This is a genomic window from Pelagibacterium sp. 26DY04, from assembly GCF_031202305.1.
In the GTDB taxonomy this organism is placed as follows: domain Bacteria; phylum Pseudomonadota; class Alphaproteobacteria; order Rhizobiales; family Devosiaceae; genus Pelagibacterium.
Genome location: NZ_CP101731.1, coordinates 3,516,202 through 3,534,268 on the forward strand (window position 1 = coordinate 3,516,202; position 18,067 = coordinate 3,534,268).

The following is an 18,067-nucleotide window of genomic DNA, read 5'->3' on the forward strand; positions in this document are numbered from 1 at the left end:
CATGGCGGGATCGGGATCGATGTTTGAGGAGTTTTAACCCACCCCGCCATACGGTCTGCGCGACCAGACCAATATGCGGGCCCGGCCAGCACGTGATCATCACCTGCCCCAATTGCCATACGCGCTACAAGGTGGCGTCCGACGCGCTCTCGGCGGCCGGCCGGCAGGTGCAGTGCGCCGCCTGCGCCGAACTCTGGTATGCCACAGCGAGCTTTCCAACGCCCTCGGCGCCCGATCTCGAACCCTCGCGCGACGAGCTGGCGTTCCGCGCCGATGGGGATGGGTTCTCCGACGAGGAAGATCTGCTCGATGAGGCGCTCCTGAGCGCCAACCCGACAGCCTTGGCCCCCGCCCATCCCGAACCCGCCTCTGTCGATCGCGCCGGCAACCGCGCCCGCATCGAAGCGCTGGCCCGGCGCCGCAACGGCATGTTGGCCAAGCTCCCCATCGCCCGCTTCCGCCGCGCCTTCCGCGTCGCGGTCGCCGTAACGCTCGTTGCCATCCTCGCCCTGGCGGTCCTGGCGCGCACCGAAATCGTCGCCGCCTTCCCCCAGCTCGATGGCCTCTATCGTCTTGTGGGACTTGGAACAAATGTGGTCGGGCTCGACTTTACCGACATTAACACTTTGCGAACCACCCGCGACGGAACCAGCGTCATCATCGTCAACGCTAAGATTTCCAACATAACGAATCAATTAGCTTACGTGCCGTCGGTCCTCGTGAGCCTTTTGGACGAGGCCGGCAGGGTGATCTACGAATGGACGGTGACGCCGGCGGCCCGCAACATCCTGCCCGGCGATGTCCTGGCGATCGACACGCAATTGACTGCGCCGCCCCAGGGCGTAACCGATATTAGACTGAGCTTTGTTGAGGGCCGCAACGGCGCCGATACGGGCACGAGACGATAGAAGGCGAAACAGCCATGGCACGCATATTGGTGGCCGAAGATGACGATAATGTCCGCGCATTCGTCGTCCGCGCTCTGCAGATGTCCGGTCACGAGGTCCTCGAAGCCTCCGATGGCGGGCTGGCGCTGGAAATCGCGACCGATGAGGATGGCCGTTTCGATCTTCTGGTCTCCGACATCAAGATGCCGGTGATGGACGGGATCGCCCTGGCTTTGGCGGTGCGCGCGCAGTTTCCCGATCTCACCATCCTTCTGATGACCGGCTTTGCCGACCAGCGCGAGCGCGCCCATGGGCTCGATGCCCTGATCTACGACGTCCTGGGCAAGCCCTTTTCCCTGGCGCAACTGACCGAAAAAGTCTCCGACGCCCTGGCCGGCAAACCCGCCGAAATCATCCCCCTGGCCCGCTCGGCGCTCTAGAGACATGTCCCCGGCTTGGCCGCGGATGGAACGGTTTTGCGGTTCGGTGGGCAGTGTCGCCATTGCTTTGGACGTACCAAACGCAGCCGTGTAGATAGTCTTTGTACAACGTCGAAGCTTGTCATTCCGGGACGTCTTCCCGGAATCCAGCAACAGCGCCGATCGAGAATGCCCTAGGGTCCGTTCAATCGAGGACACCGCCGCATGGAAATCCCCTTCGGCAGCTACCGCCACCGCTTCACGATCGGCAGCCAGCAGGCCGAAGCGACAATCCGCATCACCTCGCGCCGCATGGTCAGCCGCCTTCTCGTCGATGGCGTCGAGGTCGATAGCGACGAGACGCCCTCCTCGGGCCAGGCGGCCATCCGCAATCACACCCTCAAGGCCGCCCTCGCCGATGGCCGTACGCTCGAGGTCGAAGCCGGTTATGTGGGCTGGACCAGCGCCGGCATCCTCGCCCGCATCGATGGCGAAACGGTCCACGAAAGCCACCCTGGCAAAACGATCGCCTTCCCCGCCTCGGCGGCGCGCATGGCCACCATGCAGGTCGATGAAGACGCCCAACGCGCCAACCGCCTCCCGGTCCTCATCGATATCGGTTTCGGCCTGATCTTTTTTATCGTCGGCTCCCTCGCCAACCTCACCACCGCCGCCGTGGTCGGCGCCATCCTGGGCATCGGCCTCCTGGTCGTCCAGCGCTTCGTCAAAGCCAATATCGTGGGCGGGCTTGCCCTGTTCGGCACGGTGATGCTGGCCATCTCGGCAATCTTCGCGCTCATCTTCGACGATGGCATCCTGGTGCAGTTGCGCACCAGCATCATCGGCAGTTTCACCGGGCTGCTCTTTGGCGCCGACGCGCTCTTTAATCGCGGCAATTGGCTGGGCCGTGGCATGGCCCGCTACATCCCTTTTTCCGGCATCGACCTGAAACGCCTCGCCACGGGCATGGCCGTTGTTTCCATCATCCTGGCCGTGCTCAACGTCGTCGTCGTGCTGCTGGCCAGCCAACAGTTCTGGCTCATCTACACCACCTTCCTCGACATCCCCCTGGTGATCATCGGCGTCTGGATCGTGATCTTTTTGTCCTATGGGAGAGGCAGCTCCGAGGGGGGCGACCAGAACCAGTCTTGATATAGAGCGGAGCAAGCTGGCGTTCGCTGTCCGGCTGCGGGAAGCCTGGCTTCAACTCCGACCTATTGGAATTACACCACCACCACCCCACCAACGCCGTCATCCCGGCCTTGAGCCGGGATCCAGTACACTCAGCGCTTGAGCATACGCCGCAACGCTGCCCGCGCGCAGCACGAGTGCCGGATCGCTGCCAGGCCTAACCTTCTTCCCCCAGCCACTCCGGCACGCTATCCATCCCGATCAGCGCGTCCACGCTCTGGCGCGGCCGCACAGCGTGCCAGCGCCCGCCTTCCACCAGAACCTCGGCGATCAGCGGCCGCGTGTTGTAGGTTCCGCTCATCACGGCCCCGTACGCCCCCGCCGTCATGATCACCAGCCGGTCGCCCTCGGCGACATTGGCGATCTGCCGATCGAGCGCCAGATAGTCCCCGCTCTCGCACACCGGCCCCACGATATCGGCCCGGATGGTCTTGGCGTCCGCGCCCGCCTCTTGGAGCGGCAGCACGTCGTGATGGGCCTCGTAAAGCGTGGGGCGAATGAGATCGTTCATCGCCGCATCGACGATGACGAAGCTCTTCTTTTCCGTCTGCTTCACATATTCGACGCCCGTCACCAGCACCCCGGCATTGCCCGCGATCAGCCGCCCCGGCTCGATGATCAGCTTGCAGCCCAGTTCGGAAACCCGTGCCTTGACGATTTCCGCATAGGCCAGCGGATCGGGCGGCGCCGGCGCGTCGTGGCGATAGGGAATGCCCAACCCCCCGCCGACATCGACGTGATGGATATCGTGCCCCGCCGCCCGCAGCCGCCCCACCAGTTCGGCCATCAGCGCAAAGGCGTTATCGAAGGGTTCGAGATCGACGATCTGGCTGCCGATATGCATATCGACGCCCACGGCCTTGAGATTGGCGCATTCGGCGATCCGGGCATAAACCGCCTCGGCCCGCGCATAGGGCACCCCGAACTTGTTCTCGCTCTTGCCCGTCGAAATCTTGGCGTGGGTCCTGGCATCGACATCGGGATTGACCCGCACCGACACCGGCGCCACCACCCCCATCTCCCCGGCCACCGCATTAAGCCGCTCGAGCTCGGGCTCGGATTCGAGATTGAAGCACAATATCCCCGCGTCCAGCCCCGCCCGCATCTCGGCCCGCGTCTTGGCAACGCCCGAAAAGATGATCTTGTCCGCCGAAATTCCAGCCCGCAGCGCCCGCTCGAGCTCCCCGCCCGACACCACGTCGACCCCGATCCCTTCGCTCGCGGCGATCGCCAGCATCGCCTGGTTGGAATTGGCCTTCATGGCATAGGCGACCAGCGTATCGAGCCCCGCAAACGCCTCGCCCATCACCCTGATATGCCGCCGGAACGTCGCCCCGGAATAGCAATAGAACGGCGTCCCGATCTCATCGGCAATCGCAGCCAGCGCCACATCCTCGGCAAACATCTCGCCGTCGCGATATTGAAAATGATGAACCATCAGAACGCGCCTCGATTTGCCAACACTGAAGTGGACCGCAACCTCAGCGCCCCCCTCGCGGGAGAGGCGAGCCTGTTTTGCAACCCCAAAGATCCTGCCGAAATGCCGCCACGGGCTGCCCTTCTCCCCTTGAGGGAGAAGGTGGCCGCGAAGCGGTCGGAAGAGGGGTGCTCAGCGCCCCCACGTCCACCACTGTAGGTGTGCAGCCTCAGCGCCCCCATCATCCGCCCCTTCGGGGCACCTTCTCCCCCAAGGGGAGAAGGGCGGGTTACCGCAAACGCTTGAGTGCAGATTCCAAGGCACGCAAAGAGAGCCCCCCTCTCCCCTGGTGGGAGAGGGGATGGGGGTGAGGGGGGCGCTGAGCTAGCCAGGATCATCACAGCCGGAGTGCCCATCACGCCCCCAGCCTTTCCCTCCAGGAGAGAAAAGGGCTCTTTTGGCAAGGACTGAGGTTCAGCAGCATCGCTGCCACACGCTACCCTTCTCCCCTGGTGGGAGACTTCGAGCCGTCCTTTGGCCAATCGTGCCTGTGGCACGATTGGAGGCGAGAAGGCCATGAAAGCTACGCTCGAATGGCAGGCTCGCGAAGCGAGACGGATGAGGGGGGCGCTGAGCCTGCTAGGTGCACCGCCGCTAACGATTTCCATCACGCCCCCAGCCTCTCGCGCCAGCCCACCGCCTGCGCCTTCACATTCGCCGGCGCCGTCCCGCCAAAACTCGTGCGCGACTTGACGGAATTGTCCACCCCCAGCACCTTGAACACCTGGGAAGTGATCCGCTCGTCGATCTCCTTGAAGTCCTCGATGGTCAGCCCCTCGAGCCCGCACCCCTTGGCTTCCGCCGCCGCCACCGCGCGTCCGGTGATGTGGTGTGCATCGCGGAACGGCACATTGGCTGCGCGCACCAGCCAGTCGGCGAGGTCCGTCGCGGTCGAGAACCCGGCCCCCGCCGCCTGCGCCATCGTCTCGCGATTGACGGAAAGATCGCTCATCATCCCGGTCATCGCCGCCAGCGAGAGCGAGAAATTGTCCAGCGCATCGAAAGCGATTTCCTTGTCTTCCTGCATGTCCTTCGAATAGGCCAGCGGCAGCCCCTTCATCACCATCAGGAGCGACGAGAACGCCGCGAAGATCCGCCCCACCTTGGCCCGGATCAGTTCCGCCGCATCCGGATTGCGCTTTTGCGGCATGATCGAGGAGCCGGTCGAGAACTTGTCGGAAAGCCGCACAAACGCGAACTGCGCCGACGACCAGATCACCAGTTCCTCGGAAAGCCGCGACAGGTGCATGGCCGAAATCGAACACGCCGAAAGCGTCTCCAAAATGAAATCGCGATCCGACACCGCATCGAGCGAATTGCCCATCGGCCGGTCGAACCCCAGCGCCTTTGCCGTCATCTCCCGATCGATGGGAAACGAGGTGCCCGCCAGCGCCGCCGCCCCCAGCGGGCTTTCGTTCAAGCGCTTGCGGGCATCGAGCAGCCGCCCCTTGTCGCGGTCGAGCATTTCCACATAGGCGAGCAGATGGTGTCCGAAGGTCACCGGCTGGGCGCTTTGCAGATGGGTGAAGCCCGGCATCACGGTCGCGGCCTCGGCCTCGGCCTTTTCCGCCATCACCCGCTGCAGCGTCTCGATCTGGGCCGCCAGCATGTCGAGCGCGTCGCGCACATAGAGCCGGAAATCGGTGGCCACCTGGTCGTTGCGCGAGCGCGCCGTGTGCAGCCGCCCGGCCGGTTCCCCGATCAGTTCCCTGAGCCGGCTTTCCACATTCATGTGGATGTCTTCGAGCGCTCGCGAGAAGGTGAAGTCACCGCTCTCGATTTCGCCGCGCACGGTCTCTAGACCGGCAATGATCGCGTCCCTATCGTCGCGCGTCAGAATGCCGGCTACCTCGAGCATCGTCGCATGGGCTATGGACCCGGCGATGTCTTGTTTGTAGAGGCGTTTGTCGAAGCCGATCGAAGCGTTGATCTCTTCCATGATGGCGTCGGGGCCGGACGCGAAACGGCCTCCCCACATGCGGTTGCTCATCGGCGCCTCTAAACTATGCGAGAGTGGATATGGACAAGGACGAAAAGCGAAAATCGGCACGCCCCGTAATCCTGGGCACGGGCCTTTTCGCAGCGGCGCTAGGTATAGCGGGGGCGGTCTGGCTTAGCAATGGCGGCGCTGTCGCAAGCACCTGTCCGGTCCGCGCCGATGCCGCCCAGGCCATCGACGATGCCGCCACCGGCGAACTCGCCGCCCTCCTGCCCTCATCCCAATGGCGCGACTATTCCGATATCGCCTTCCAGGATGCCGATGGCAATCCGGTGACCCTCGCCGATTTCGCCGGCAAGAAGCTGCTCATCAATTTCTGGGCCACCTGGTGCGCCCCCTGCCGCGAGGAAATGCCGTTCCTCGATGCGCTTCAAGCCCGATATGGCGGGGACGATTTCGAAGTCGTCGCCATCAGCCTCGATATCGGCTCGGACGGCCCGGACGCCGCCGCCCAATTCCTCGATGAAATCGGCGCCGAAAACCTCGCGCTCTATGCCGACCCCAGCTACGAGCTTTTCGAGCGCCTGCGCAACGAAGCGGTGACCCTTGGCCTCCCGGCCACGGTTCTTGTCGACGACCAGGGCTGCGAAATCGCCGTCCTCCAGGGTCCCGCCCACTGGGACACCCCCGACGGCCACCGCGTCGTGGAAACGCTGCTGGAGATCTAGCCAGGACTATTCCCGCCCAACTCTCCACCCTCAGCCTGCAATGTCCTGGGCTGCCCTTCGCTTCCCCACCGCGTCACCCCGGGCTCGGCCCGACGCCAGGTATGCGCGCCGCTCTCTCTTACCGCCGCACCTGCCCCCCACCGTCATCCCGGCCTTGAGCCGGGATCCAGTACACTCCAGTGCACAAAGCACGAGCCTCATCGCCGCCGTTTACTGGATTCCGGGTCTCCACCCGGGCTGACCATGGGCTGAGCGAGCCCCGCCGCCCATCATTACCCCAGCCTGTCATTCCGGGGCTCGTCCCCGGAATTCAGCGGCAGCCTTTGCAGAACACCTAGGGGCACCAGCAGCCTCGCCCCTCCCCTCGTCGTCTTCGGGCTTGACCCGGAGACCCGCAAGACCTCCACGCCCTCAGCAGAAGTGTGTTTCCCACTCACTCCTCCCGCACCCACGGCAGCGCTGCGGATAGTCGGGTCAAGCCCGACAATAACGAAGGTAAAGGCAGGGGAACCCAGCCTCACCCATTCTCTCCCGTGTCACCCCGGGCTCGTCCCGGGGTAAGGTATGCGCGCCACTCTCGGCTCTTACCGCCGCACCTGCCCCACCCCCACTGTCATCCCGGCCTTGAGCCGGGATCCAGTACACTTCAGCGCACAAAGTACGAGCTTCATCGCACCAGGAATAAATCCCGAAATGACAGGGCTTGTGTATGGCACCTCATTGCTCTCCTTCCCCACCGTGTCACCCCGGCTCGACCCGGGGCCGGGTATGCGCGCCGCCCTGCGCTCTTGCCGCAGCACCTGCCCCACTCCTCCTCGTCTTCGTGCCTGGACTTGATCCGGGGATTGACCCGGAGACCCGCAAGGTTCCCACACCCCCAGCAGAAGCGTGTTTCCCGGCCTCTCCCGCACCATACGCAGCCTTGCAGATTGTCAGGGCCGAGCGCGACAATATCGAAGGTAAAGGCAGGGGAACCCAGCCTCACCCATTCTCTCCCGTGTCACCCCGGGCTCGTCCCGGGGTAAGGTATGCGCGCCGCCCTCCGCTCTTACCGCCACACCTGCCCCACCCCCACCGTCATCCCGGCCTTGAGCCGGGATCCAGTACACTCCAGCGCACAAAGCACGAGCTTCATCGCACCGGGAATAAATCCCGAAATGACAGGGCTTGTGCATGGCACCTCATTGCCCTCCTCCCCCACCGCGTCACCCCGGGCTCGTCCCGGGGCAAGGTATGCGCGCCACTCTCGGCTCTTACCGCCGCACCTGCCCCACTCCTCCTCGTCTTCGTGCCTGGACTTGATTCGGGGATTTACCCGCAAACCCCCAAGGCCTCCACACCGCAGCCCCCGCGAAGAACCAAACCTATCCCCGCCCCAACACCCGCTTGATCGCCCGCTTGCCTCGCGCCACGGCATCGATGCCCGCCACCAGCGTCCGCGTCGTCATCCCCGCCGGCCCCACCACCAGCGTGCCCATGGTCCGCGTCTCGCCCCAGAGCCCGCCGATCACATGCCCGTCAACGGTCGTCGCCGCATCCATGCGCTCGTACCGGTCCCCGGCAAAAAACGCCTCGATCACCATGTATTCGAGCGCCATCCCCGGCCCGAACTTGCGGTAACGCTCATCGAACGCGCATTTGGGCGTAAACAGCGTAGCCCCCGCCGCGATATTGACCGAAACCGCGATCGGCATCCCATCGAGCAGCAGGCTATCGACCGAAGCCAGCCCCTGCCCGGCCCCACGCCCGCCAAAAGCCCGGCGCGCAAAATCCGCATCGGCCGGACACGAGAGCAGCGCCGTCCCGCGTTTCCCTTTCCAGCCCGCCGCCTCGATAGCTAGGAAGTCCTCGACCCGCTGCGCGACCGGCGCGGGCTCGTTCACCCGCTCGAACCGCACCTCGCCCTCCTTGGCGAGCCGGCGCAGATTGCGCTCGATGTCCTTGGCGCGTTTCCTGCCGATCACCCCCGCCACATGCCCGGCGAAATCCCCCGCCGCCCGCGTCAGCACGGGGCGCCGATAGGTCGCCGCCATGCCCAGTTCGAGCCCCAGCCGCCGCGCCTTGGTGCGCGCCATCTCGATGAACGCGCTCTCGGCCGCAACATGGGGAAACACCCAATGGCGCGGCAATCCGGGTGCCTGTGCCATGACGCCGAACAGCCCCATCATCGCCAATTGCGCATGCTCACGCGCCACAAGCGGGGTTCCGGCCACCTGATAGATATTGAGCGCCACTTTGCCCACGCCCATCGCTCCGGCCCCGCGCACCCGGAACGGCAACAGCCCGATCAATTGGTCACTGCCATGCCGGTAGAGCGCCAGCGCCCTCAGCCCGACCTCGGCCCCGAACGCATCAAGCCCGGCCAGCACCATCTGCCGGCTCAGCCAGGGATTGTCCTCGAGCGCATCGGAGGCCAGCCCATCCCACTGCTCCGCATCGATGGATCTGAGCCCTGTCGCATCCAGCATCTCGACCCGGCAGGGCAGCATCAGCTCGGCCGGCCGCTGCCAGGCCAGCGCGCCCACAAGGCTCATCGCCGCATCGGCAAATTCGATCATGCGATACGAGACTCCCGGCTTCCGCACCGCAGCGACCATGCCACAACCGCCCGCGCTTTGGCGGGATGACATCGCAACATGTTTAATGGGCTTTTGTCGCCGGACGCGTTCACGCCGTCCGATCGACCCTGCCGTCATCGGCCATCGCAATGGGCTCGGGCGCATCGAGCCGCTCGATCGCCTGCCGGATCATCACCTCGCCCCGGTGCTTGGCCACCAGCGCCCCGCGTGCTTCCAGGCTCTGCGCTTCCACGCTCGCCAGCCGGTGGATCACGATCGTGGGCGAGTGCTGGATGAGCATGGATTACGCGCTCTTGTCGACCCGCGTCCCCATCCCGGCCGGCGCCGGAGGCGGCGCGCTTTCCACCGCCTGGGTCAGCATGTTGACCAGGTTCATCTCCATCTGGTGCTGCTGCTTGACCATGAGGATCTGCGCGGTGTGCTGGGTCTGGGCGCTCTGCATGGCGACTGCCGTGGCTGCGATATCGCTCATCTGGACCGGCTCCTTCCCGCGTTCTGCGTATCGCCGGACCTAGCGAAAAATCCCTTACCGCCCGTTAACCGCCCCAGACCGGCACTTCCCGCCGCTTGAACACAACGACCAGCAGCGCTCCCGCCGCCACCCCGCCGATATGGGCCCACCAGGCCACCCCGTCCTCGCCACCCATGGCGACGTAAAAGAGTTGCATCCCGATCCACGCTCCCAGCACCGCCCAGGCCGGCAGCGCCAGGGGAAAGGTGATGATCAGCCGGTTGAGCACGAACACCCGCACGCGCGGGTAGAGCACCAGATAGGCCCCGATCACCCCCGCCACCGCGCCCGAAGCCCCCACCAGCGGCCCATAACTTTCGAGGTTGAGCCACAGATGCGCCAGACCCGACAGCACCCCGCACAAAAGATAAAAGACGAGATAGCGAAAATGCCCCATGGCATCTTCCACATTGTCCCCGAACACCCAGAGAAACAGCATGTTGGTCAGAAGATGCAGCCAGTCCGCATGGAGGAACATATAGGTGACAACCCCGGTCTGGTCCGGCAGCCACGCCGCCGGCCCATCGACCGACCCGGTCACCACCACCGGGATCATCCCATAGGTGATATGCGCCTGGTAAAGCCCCTCTGGCCCGCCCGCGACCTGCAGCAAGAACACCAATACGGTCACCCCCAGCAGCCCGTAATTGACGAAGGGAAACTCGATATGGGCGATCTTGTTGCTGTCATAGAGCGGCAGGAACATGGGGCCTCCTGGGGTCCGAGCCAGCCACTCAACATCATTTCGCTGCCCGAGGCGAGCCTTTCGATCAGCGCGTCATCGCCGCCGTGATCCCGGCCACATCGGTCATGATCGCATCGCCCATATACGCGATATTGGCAAGGCTGCGTTCCCCGGCTTCCTTGTGCCCCGATCCGCAGGCGTCCTCGACCACGACCGGCAAAAGGCACAGATCCGCCCCATGCCGCACCGAGGGCTCGATGCCGATTTCGGTCGCCACCCCGCAGATGGCAAAGCCGGTCAGCCCGCGGTCGCGCAGGATGATCGAAAGCGGCGTCCCCTCGAAGGCCGAAAAGGTGATCTTGTCGAGCACCGCTTCGTTCTCCCGCGGCGCCAGCTCTGGAACGATCTCGAAACCGGGGGAGCCGCGCAGGAACCAGGGCTGGACCTCATCGGGGCTCGATTTGCGCTGCCAGGCCATCGCCTGGCGCAACTGATAGATCCCCATCAATTCCCTAGGCATCGAAAGGTGCCGCAGGAAGATCACCGGAAAGCCATTGCTCCGCGCCGCCTCCAGCACCGTCCCCACCCGCTCGACCACCGCGCCCCCGTCACCAAGCTGGCGCACGATCCCCACCTGCATGTCATAGACCACCAGCGCCATGCGCTCGGGCCGGCAGAGATCGCCCAGCGATAGGGGAATGTCGGGATGATTGGTCATGGCCATGTCCTCCTGCTCGCCACCTGCTTAAAAGCAATTGACGACAGAGATATGGCCCCACGAAAAAGGGCCCGGCAACCGCCGGGCCCTATCATTTCCGCTAAACGGGACCGCTTCTAGAAGTGGAAGTTGAGGCCCGCGCGCACCGTGTGGATGTCGCTGTCCACGTCATAGGCGCCGACCTCGACATCGGAGAACCCGACATAAAGATATTCGCCGCGCAGCGAGATATTGTCGGTGACCATGGCTTCCACGCCCGCGCCGGCGGCCAGGCCCACGCCATATTCGGTCTCCTCTTCACCCCCATCGAGCTCATAGCCCAGCTCGCCGAAAGCGACACCGGCCGTGACATAAGGCATGAAAGTGCCCATATCGGCGCCCAGGCGAGCCCGCACGGTGCCGAAATGGTTGAGACCGGCATCGACGTCGACGCCACCCACAGTCTCGTCCCACTTGATGTCGGAGAACTGGTAGTCGCCTTCCACACCGACAATCATGCCGCCGGCATTCCAGTTGTAGCCGACCTGGGCGCCGCCCAGCCAGCCTTCGAGTTCATCGCTGTCGATGGCCCCGGCGTCGAATTCACCCCAGCCATAGCCGCCATTGATACCGGCATAGAACCCGTCCCAGACGCTCGAATTGTCGACCACGGGAACGTATGGGGTGGGCGCAGGGGCCGGCACGCCGATCGGATCGGCAGCCATCGCCGGCCCGGCGGCGGCGAAAAGCGCAATGGCGGAAAGGGCAGCAAGCTTATTCATCGGAGAACTCCATTTTTAACCGCCCCCGGTTTCGCCCATCTCCATTGCGGCAAGATTGCGGCTCCGACGCCTCAATACGGCCGTGACCTTTTTGCATCGCTCGCCGCCCCCTCGTCGTCTTCGTCCCCGGCGAGCAGCACTTCCCCGGCTATGGCGTTCTTTCGGAGAGCACCACCCTCCCTTCGTCGTCTTCGGGCTTGACCCGGAGACCCGCAAGGCTCCCCCACCCGCATCGGAAGTGCGTCCCCAAACCTCTCCCGCACACCGGGCAACGCTGCGGATTGTCGGGTCAAGCCCGACAATGACGACGGCGAGGAGATGCACCTCGCCCCACCCCTCTATCATCCCGGAATTCACCCCCAAAAATCCGGCAACAGCACCAGCCAACAAATCCTAAGGCAGCGGATCGAACAGATACCGCTCCAGCGTCCCCCCCACCATCGCCCGGATCGTCTCGCGTGAGATATGCTCCCCCGTCAGCCCCAGCACATAGCGCGCATAGGCCAGCCCCAGGATCTGCGTCGCGATCAGCGCCGCGCGCTCGCGCGCCCGCTCCGCCCCCGCGATGCTTTCAACCGCCCGCAAGATCTGCCCGGCGAAGATCGAACGGATGCGCGCCGCCGCCTCCGCATTGGTCGCCGCGGTGCGGATCAGCACCCGCAGCAGATCGTCGGTCTCCTCTCCCTCCCAGCGGCGGAAGAAGTGCGCCGCCAGCGCCTGCCCCACCTCCGCCCGCTCAACCCCGGCGAGATCGGGCAACTCGAGATCGATCGACACCGCCTCGGCGAAAAGCTGCTCCTTGCCGCCGAAATAGCGGTTGATCAGCGCCTGGTTCACCCCCGCCTCCGCCGCGATCTGGCGCACCGTGGTACGCTCATAGCCATGCTCGGAAAAGGCCTGCCGCGCCGCCGCCACCAGCCGCGCCCGCGTCGCCTGTGCATCGCGCCCCATCACATCTCCCGCCATCATGTAAACATGTGTTGACTTATGCCGTCACGCGACATAAGTAAACGCTTGCTTACAAACTGACAAGGGAAACCACCCCCGATGCCTTCCCTCTCCACGGACGTGCTGATCGTCGGCGCCGGCCCGGCTGGCCTTGCCACGGCCATTGGCCTAGCCCAGCGCGGCATCGATTTTCTGATCGTCGATGCCCTGCCGCAAGCTCAGAACACCTCCCGCGCCGCCGTCATCCACGCCGCCACGCTCGAGGCCGCTCGCGCCCTCGGCGTCACCGAAACGCTGGTCGCCCAGGGCATCAAGGTGCCCCATTTCCGCGTCCGCGACCGCGACAGCGTGCTGCTCGCCACCGATTTCTCGCGCCTCTCCACCCCCACACCCTATGCCCTGATGATCCCCCAGGACGAGAGCGAACAGATCCTCATCGCCCGCCTTGCCGAACTCGGCCACGCCGTCCGCCGCCCCGCCCGCCTCACCGCGCTGGATATCGCAGCGGACGGAGTCCGCGCCACCTGCCAAACCGCCGATGGCGAACTGGAGATCGCGGCGCGCTACGTCGTTGGCGCCGATGGCGAAAAGAGCCTGGTGCGCAGCGCCGCCGGCATCGATTTCCCCGGCCACACCTATGGCTCGTTCCTCCTGGCCGATATGCGCATGGATTGGCCGATCGCAAAATCAGAGGTGACGCTGTTCTTTTCGGGCGCCGGCACCCTGGTCGTCGCTCCCATGTCGAACGATCGCTACCGCGTCGTCGCCCAATTGCCCGACGCCCCTTCCGTGCCCACCCTGGCCGATGTCCAAGCCGTCATCGCCGCCCGCGGCCCCCGCTCGGGCGTAAAATTGCGCGAACTCCTCTGGGGCTCGCGCTTCAAGGTCCACCACAAGCTCGCCGACACCTTCCACAAGGGCCCGGTACTGCTGGTGGGCGATGCCGCCCACGTCCACAGCCCCGCCGGCGGCCAGGGCATGAACCTTGGCCTGCGCGACGCCGTCGCCCTGGGCCAGGCCCTTGCCGACGCCCTCCAATCCGGCTCGGCATCCCCCCTCGAAACCTACAGCTCCACCCGCCGCCCCGCCGCCTCCCGCGTCCTCGACCTGACCGACCGCCTCACCCGCATCGCCACCCTCTCCAACCCAACATTGCGCTGGCTCCGCAACCGCCTGATCGGGGCCGCCGGGGCATTGCCGGCGGTTCGATCACGCGCGGCACGGACGTTGGCGGGGTTTGAGTGAGGGAACTGCGTTGCCATTAATCGCTGTCAGGTCGGCGGAACACTACGTCGATCCACTTTGGTGAGGCGTCCGACCAGGCCAGATCTATTTGCCTCTAGCGGAATTTTGAGTATGTCTCTTCGACACTTCTCGCTCATGGGAAGTGCGAAGGTGATTTATGAATCCGGCAAACCCGCAACGCCTCATCGATCTGATCGACGACCTAATTAGGAAGGGTGAAGTCTCATGGGTTGAATTCAAGCTGAACAATGCCGATCCCGAGATGATAGGGCCTAGGATTGCAGCGATTTCGAATGCCGCACGCCTAGCCGGACAGCAGACCGGATTTATGTTGTGGGGTATTTCCGATGCGCCTGCCAAGGTCGTTGGAACAACTTTCAACCCTGAGAGTGACTGCGTTGGTAATCAGGTTCTTTCGTTCTGGTTGGCCCGACAGCTCGTCCCTTCAATAGCATTTCAGTTCCACAGGGTTAGGCATCCCGACGGAGAAGTAGTCGTGTTGGAGATACCGGCTGCGACTTCGGCGCCAGTGGCGTTCAAGAATGTTGCCTATCTGCGGATCGGCAGCGCTACCCCTAAGCTAACTGATTACCCGGAGCGATATCAGTCGCTACTCAGTGCACTGCGCCCCTACGCTTGGGAACACGGCATCGCGCTTCAGTACGTCACATCAGACGACGTATTTAACCTGCTAGACTACGCACAGTATTTTCGTCTGACGAAGCAGCCACTGCCAGACAATAGGATGGGGATACTTGACCGATTGAAAGCCGATCAGCTCATAGCCGAGGATGTGGGTGGCCGATGGAACATTACTAATCTAGGCGCGATTCTGTTCGCGGTGGACTTGACGCAGTTCTCTCAGTCGCTTGCGCGCAAGGGAGTGCGCTTTATTGGCTATGGCGGGACGAACAAGGCAACTCCGGTCAGCCACAGGCAGGACGGCAAGCGCGGGTATGCCGCTGGATTTGAGGGATTGATCAGCTATATAAACGGTCTTCTGCCGCGGAACGAGCATATCGGACAGGCGTTGCGCGTGGAACATCCCTTGTTTCCGGAATTGGCAATTCGTGAGCTCGTGGCGAACGCCCTGATTCATCAGGATTTGACAATTACCGGCGCGGGACCGCAGATAGAGATGTTTTCGGATCGAATTGAGATCACAAATCCTGGCGCGCCTTTGGTTATGCCTGAGCGCATGATCGACTTACCACCCCGGTCGCGCAATGAGGCCATGGCGTCATTGATGCGCCGAATGGGGCTTTGCGAAGAACAGGGGAGCGGACTAGACAAGGTCATTGCCGAGGCCGAAATTTTTCAATTGCCCGCCCCGCTTTTTAGAGCCAGCGACGATTCCCTGCAAGTTGTACTCTATGGACCCAGAACCTTCGCCCAGATGACCCCAGACGAGCGTGTGCGCGCCTGCTATCAACATGCTGTCCTTAAGTTTATTAGCGGCGAGCGCATGAAAAACGCCTCCCTCTGTGACCGCTTTGGCATTGCCAAACAAAACGCAGCGCAGGCCTCACAGGTGATAAATTTAGCTATTCAGCAGGGGTTGATTAAACCTGCGGACTTGGAACACCCTCGTTCAGGCTATGTTCCATACTGGGCTTGATTCTTGATCGGGTATTGATTTCCATCTAAATCCGCACATACTCGCGATAGATAAGTTGTTGTTTTTCAAAGCGTTAAGCAGGTCGAATCCAGAGAAAATTTCTTGATCGGGTTTTGATCGACGTTCTGAGGCTCACTCGCAGCGCTTAACCTCTAGCGGTCTGACACCCAGAATACTGCCCTCTTGGCCTAACCTGCCCGTTTCCCCCCCCCGCCGCCCCTTACCCCTCCTTGCTCGCCCCCGTATTCTTCCCCGGCTCCCAGAGCACGTCCTTGGCCCCATTCCCGTTGGCCACCCGGCCGAGCACGAACAGCAGATCCGAGAGCCGGTTGAGGTAGCGGATGGTTTCCGGCCCCAGTTCGGGCTCGGCGCGTTTGAGGCTCACGCACACCCGCTCGGCCCGCCGCGTAATGGTCCGCGCCAGGTGCAGCGCCGCCGAAAGCGGGGTGCCGCCGGGGAGGACGAAGGATTTGAGCGGTTCGAGCGCCTCGTTGAACCTGTCGATCTGCCCTTCCAGCCATTCGACCTGCGCCGGCGTGATCCTCAGCGCCTTATAGGCCCGCCCCTCGTCGCTTCCCGGCGTCGCGAGGTCCGACCCCAGATCGAAAAGATCGTTCTGGATGCGCGCCAGCGCGTGGTCCACCCGCGCCATGTCCTTGCTGTGCAGCCGCGCCAGCCCGATCGCCGCATTGGCCTCGTCCACGGTGCCATAGGCCTCGACGCGCAAATCGTCCTTTGCCCGCCGCGGCCCATCCACCAGCCCCGTCGTCCCGTCATCGCCGGTCTTTGTGTAAATCTTGTTGAGCTTGACCATCTCACAACCACGTTTCTGCTTTGGGCCGCCTCAGCGCACCCCTCATCCGACCCGGCTTCGCCGGCCCGTCATTCGAGTATAACTCTCATGGCCTTCTTGCCTCCAATCGTGCCACCGGCACGATTGGCCAAAGGACGGCTCGAAGTCTCCCACCAGGGGAAAAGGGTGGGTCCCTTGGCAGCGTTGAGCTTAATTACAGCGCTCCCCACAAGAGCCCCCTTCTCCCCTGGTGGGAGAAGGGCCGGGGATGAGGGGGGCTCAGCCTATCGGCACCAGCCGGAGCATGAACTCTCCCAACGTCAACCGCCACTGCCACCTTGGGGCCCAAAGAAGAACAGCGCCGCCATCAGCAACGCCACCGCGATCGCCTGCATGATCACCCGCGCCCGCATCAGCTTCTGGCTCGTGTTCCCCGATCCGCCCTTGAACATGTTCCACAGCCCCATGAACAGGATGACCGTCGTGGCCCCAATGGCGAGAATGATGAGGATGTTTGTTGCCGCTTGCATGGCACCGCTTTCGTCTTTTTCGTTCAGCCTGTTCTATCAGCCCGAACGGGAATTGGCATTTGCCGCATTTCGCCGCGCGCTCTTTTTCAGCCAGTTGCCCATCAGTTCCCCCAGCCGGTCGTAAACCGCCCTGATGCGCCGCGCCGTGTGCAGTTCGCGATGGCAGGTGAGCCACACTTCGAGCGGCGGGATGGCGAGGTTGAGCGCGATCGGCATCATGCCGTCGGTCTGGCGGATAATGTTTGCCTGCGCGAAACCGATCCCCAGCCCGGCCCGCATCATCTCCCAGGTGGCGCTCTGGCTGTCGCAGCGGAACGCGAAATCGGAGCGCTTGAGGTTGAACCCCAGCCGCTGCGCCGCAGCGATCAAAAGCTCGGATCGGTCGAACCCGATAAGATCGTGCTCCAGCAGGTCCTCCACCGTCCTGGGCGTCCCCCGCCGTTTCAAATAGCCTTGATGCGCGCAAGCCACGATCGCCGTCTCCCCCAGCTTGCGGGTGATCAGATCCCCTTGCGTGGGCCGGAACATGCGCACCGCGATATCGGCTTCGCGCAGCAACAGGTTCCCCGCCGAATCGGTGGGCACGATCTCGAAATCGATGGCCGGGAATTCGATCCGCAAGACCCGCAGCATCCGGGGCAGCACGTAATGGGCGATGATCACGCTCGCCGTGATCCTGACGCTCCCCGACAATTCGCTCGAGGTTCCCGCCACATGCAGTTCCGCCTCCGCGATCGCTTCGACCGCCCGCCGGATCGGCTCGTAGGCGGCGAGCCCCAATTCGGTCGGGGTCAGTCCGGCCACGCCGCGCTCGAACAGCTTGGTCCCGAGCGTGAATTCGAGCGCCTCGATATGCCGCCCGATCGTGGGCTGGGAGGAGCCGAGCGCCCGCGCCGCTTTCGACAGCGATCCATGCTCGGCCACCGCCGCAAAACTGCGCCACAGGGTCCAATCGGTCATCGTATTCATTTCTGAATATCCCGTACACGCGTTTTGCTAATCGTCATCTGAATATGAATGGACGAGATTGCCGTCACG

The 18,067-nt window shown here is 63.7% G+C and carries 18 protein-coding genes; 6 read left to right on the forward strand and 12 right to left on the reverse strand.

Annotated elements, in window-relative coordinates; translation table 11 throughout:
* Positions 1-92: 92 nt before the first annotated feature.
* The 3 genes from NO932_RS17500 (at position 93) to NO932_RS17510 (ending at position 2,458) form a co-directional block, all read left to right on the forward strand.
* Entirely contained in the window at positions 93-908 is an 816-nt protein-coding gene (locus NO932_RS17500; protein ID WP_309208675.1) for an MJ0042-type zinc finger domain-containing protein, read from the forward strand.
* A gap of 14 nt (positions 909-922) precedes the next feature.
* Complete coding sequence (locus tag NO932_RS17505) at positions 923-1,327, forward strand: response regulator (protein ID WP_309208676.1); 405 nt, start codon at positions 923-925, stop codon at positions 1,325-1,327.
* A gap of 204 nt (positions 1,328-1,531) precedes the next feature.
* Positions 1,532-2,458, forward strand: a complete 927-nt coding sequence (locus NO932_RS17510) for a septation protein IspZ (protein WP_309208677.1) — start codon at positions 1,532-1,534, stop codon at positions 2,456-2,458.
* A gap of 196 nt (positions 2,459-2,654) precedes the next feature.
* Here NO932_RS17510 and lysA read toward each other — a convergent pair whose 3' ends face one another.
* Together lysA and argH are read right to left on the reverse strand one after the other, a co-directional pair.
* Complete coding sequence (gene lysA, locus NO932_RS17515) at positions 2,655-3,935, reverse strand: diaminopimelate decarboxylase (RefSeq protein WP_309208678.1); 1,281 nt, start codon at positions 3,933-3,935, stop codon at positions 2,655-2,657.
* A gap of 646 nt (positions 3,936-4,581) precedes the next feature.
* Positions 4,582-5,964 (reverse strand): argininosuccinate lyase, encoded by a 1,383-nt coding sequence (gene argH / locus NO932_RS17520; protein ID WP_309208679.1) that lies wholly within the window; start codon positions 5,962-5,964, stop codon positions 4,582-4,584.
* Between the two features lie 29 nt (positions 5,965-5,993).
* On the opposite strand from argH, the gene NO932_RS17525 reads away from it, so the two are divergent.
* On the forward strand, positions 5,994-6,641 hold the full coding sequence (locus tag NO932_RS17525) for a TlpA disulfide reductase family protein (protein ID WP_309208680.1): 648 nt from the start codon (positions 5,994-5,996) through the stop codon (positions 6,639-6,641).
* A gap of 1,364 nt (positions 6,642-8,005) precedes the next feature.
* Here the strand turns inward: NO932_RS17525 and NO932_RS17530 are convergent.
* From NO932_RS17530 to NO932_RS17560, 7 genes are all read right to left on the reverse strand, one after another.
* Positions 8,006-9,199 carry a GNAT family N-acetyltransferase gene (locus tag NO932_RS17530; protein ID WP_309208681.1) on the reverse strand — a complete coding sequence of 398 codons (1,194 nt, stop codon included), beginning with the start codon at positions 9,197-9,199 and terminating at the stop codon, positions 8,006-8,008.
* Between the two features lie 109 nt (positions 9,200-9,308).
* Positions 9,309-9,500 carry a hypothetical protein gene (locus tag NO932_RS17535; RefSeq protein WP_309208682.1) on the reverse strand — a complete coding sequence of 64 codons (192 nt, stop codon included), beginning with the start codon at positions 9,498-9,500 and terminating at the stop codon, positions 9,309-9,311.
* A 3-nt stretch (positions 9,501-9,503) separates the two neighbouring features.
* A complete protein-coding gene (locus tag NO932_RS17540) occupies positions 9,504-9,692 on the reverse strand; it encodes a putative motility protein (RefSeq protein WP_309159829.1) in 189 nt (62 codons plus the stop codon).
* Between the two features lie 64 nt (positions 9,693-9,756).
* On the reverse strand, positions 9,757-10,437 hold the full coding sequence (locus NO932_RS17545) for a rhomboid family intramembrane serine protease (RefSeq protein WP_309208683.1): 681 nt from the start codon (positions 10,435-10,437) through the stop codon (positions 9,757-9,759).
* A 64-nt stretch (positions 10,438-10,501) separates the two neighbouring features.
* Positions 10,502-11,134 carry a cysteine hydrolase gene (locus NO932_RS17550; RefSeq protein WP_309208684.1) on the reverse strand — a complete coding sequence of 211 codons (633 nt, stop codon included), beginning with the start codon at positions 11,132-11,134 and terminating at the stop codon, positions 10,502-10,504.
* A gap of 116 nt (positions 11,135-11,250) precedes the next feature.
* The gene (locus NO932_RS17555) at positions 11,251-11,895 is read right to left on the reverse strand and encodes an outer membrane beta-barrel protein (protein WP_309208685.1); all 645 of its coding nucleotides are present in this window, start codon (positions 11,893-11,895) and stop codon (positions 11,251-11,253) included.
* Positions 11,896-12,288: 393 nt separating this feature from the next.
* The gene (locus NO932_RS17560; RefSeq protein ID WP_309208686.1) at positions 12,289-12,846 is read right to left on the reverse strand and encodes a TetR family transcriptional regulator; all 558 of its coding nucleotides are present in this window, start codon (positions 12,844-12,846) and stop codon (positions 12,289-12,291) included.
* A 96-nt stretch (positions 12,847-12,942) separates the two neighbouring features.
* Here NO932_RS17560 and NO932_RS17565 point away from each other — a divergent pair, with 96 nt between their 5' ends.
* Positions 12,943-14,088, forward strand: coding sequence for an FAD-dependent oxidoreductase (locus NO932_RS17565; protein WP_309208687.1), 1,146 nt, complete (start codon positions 12,943-12,945; stop codon positions 14,086-14,088).
* 157 nt (positions 14,089-14,245) lie between these two features.
* On the forward strand, positions 14,246-15,706 hold the full coding sequence (locus tag NO932_RS17570) for an ATP-binding protein (protein WP_309208688.1): 1,461 nt from the start codon (positions 14,246-14,248) through the stop codon (positions 15,704-15,706).
* Between the two features lie 220 nt (positions 15,707-15,926).
* Here the strand turns inward: NO932_RS17570 and NO932_RS17575 are convergent, their stop codons facing one another.
* The 3 genes from NO932_RS17575 to NO932_RS17585 form a co-directional block, all read right to left on the reverse strand.
* Positions 15,927-16,520, reverse strand: a complete 594-nt coding sequence (locus NO932_RS17575; RefSeq protein WP_309208689.1) for a cob(I)yrinic acid a,c-diamide adenosyltransferase — start codon at positions 16,518-16,520, stop codon at positions 15,927-15,929.
* A 299-nt stretch (positions 16,521-16,819) separates the two neighbouring features.
* Positions 16,820-17,029: a twin transmembrane helix small protein gene (locus tag NO932_RS17580; protein ID WP_309208690.1), complete on the reverse strand. Its 210-nt coding sequence runs from the start codon at positions 17,027-17,029 to the stop codon at positions 16,820-16,822.
* 36 nt (positions 17,030-17,065) lie between these two features.
* Complete coding sequence (locus tag NO932_RS17585) at positions 17,066-17,998, reverse strand: LysR family transcriptional regulator (RefSeq protein ID WP_309208691.1); 933 nt, start codon at positions 17,996-17,998, stop codon at positions 17,066-17,068.
* Positions 17,999-18,067 lie beyond the last annotated feature (69 nt).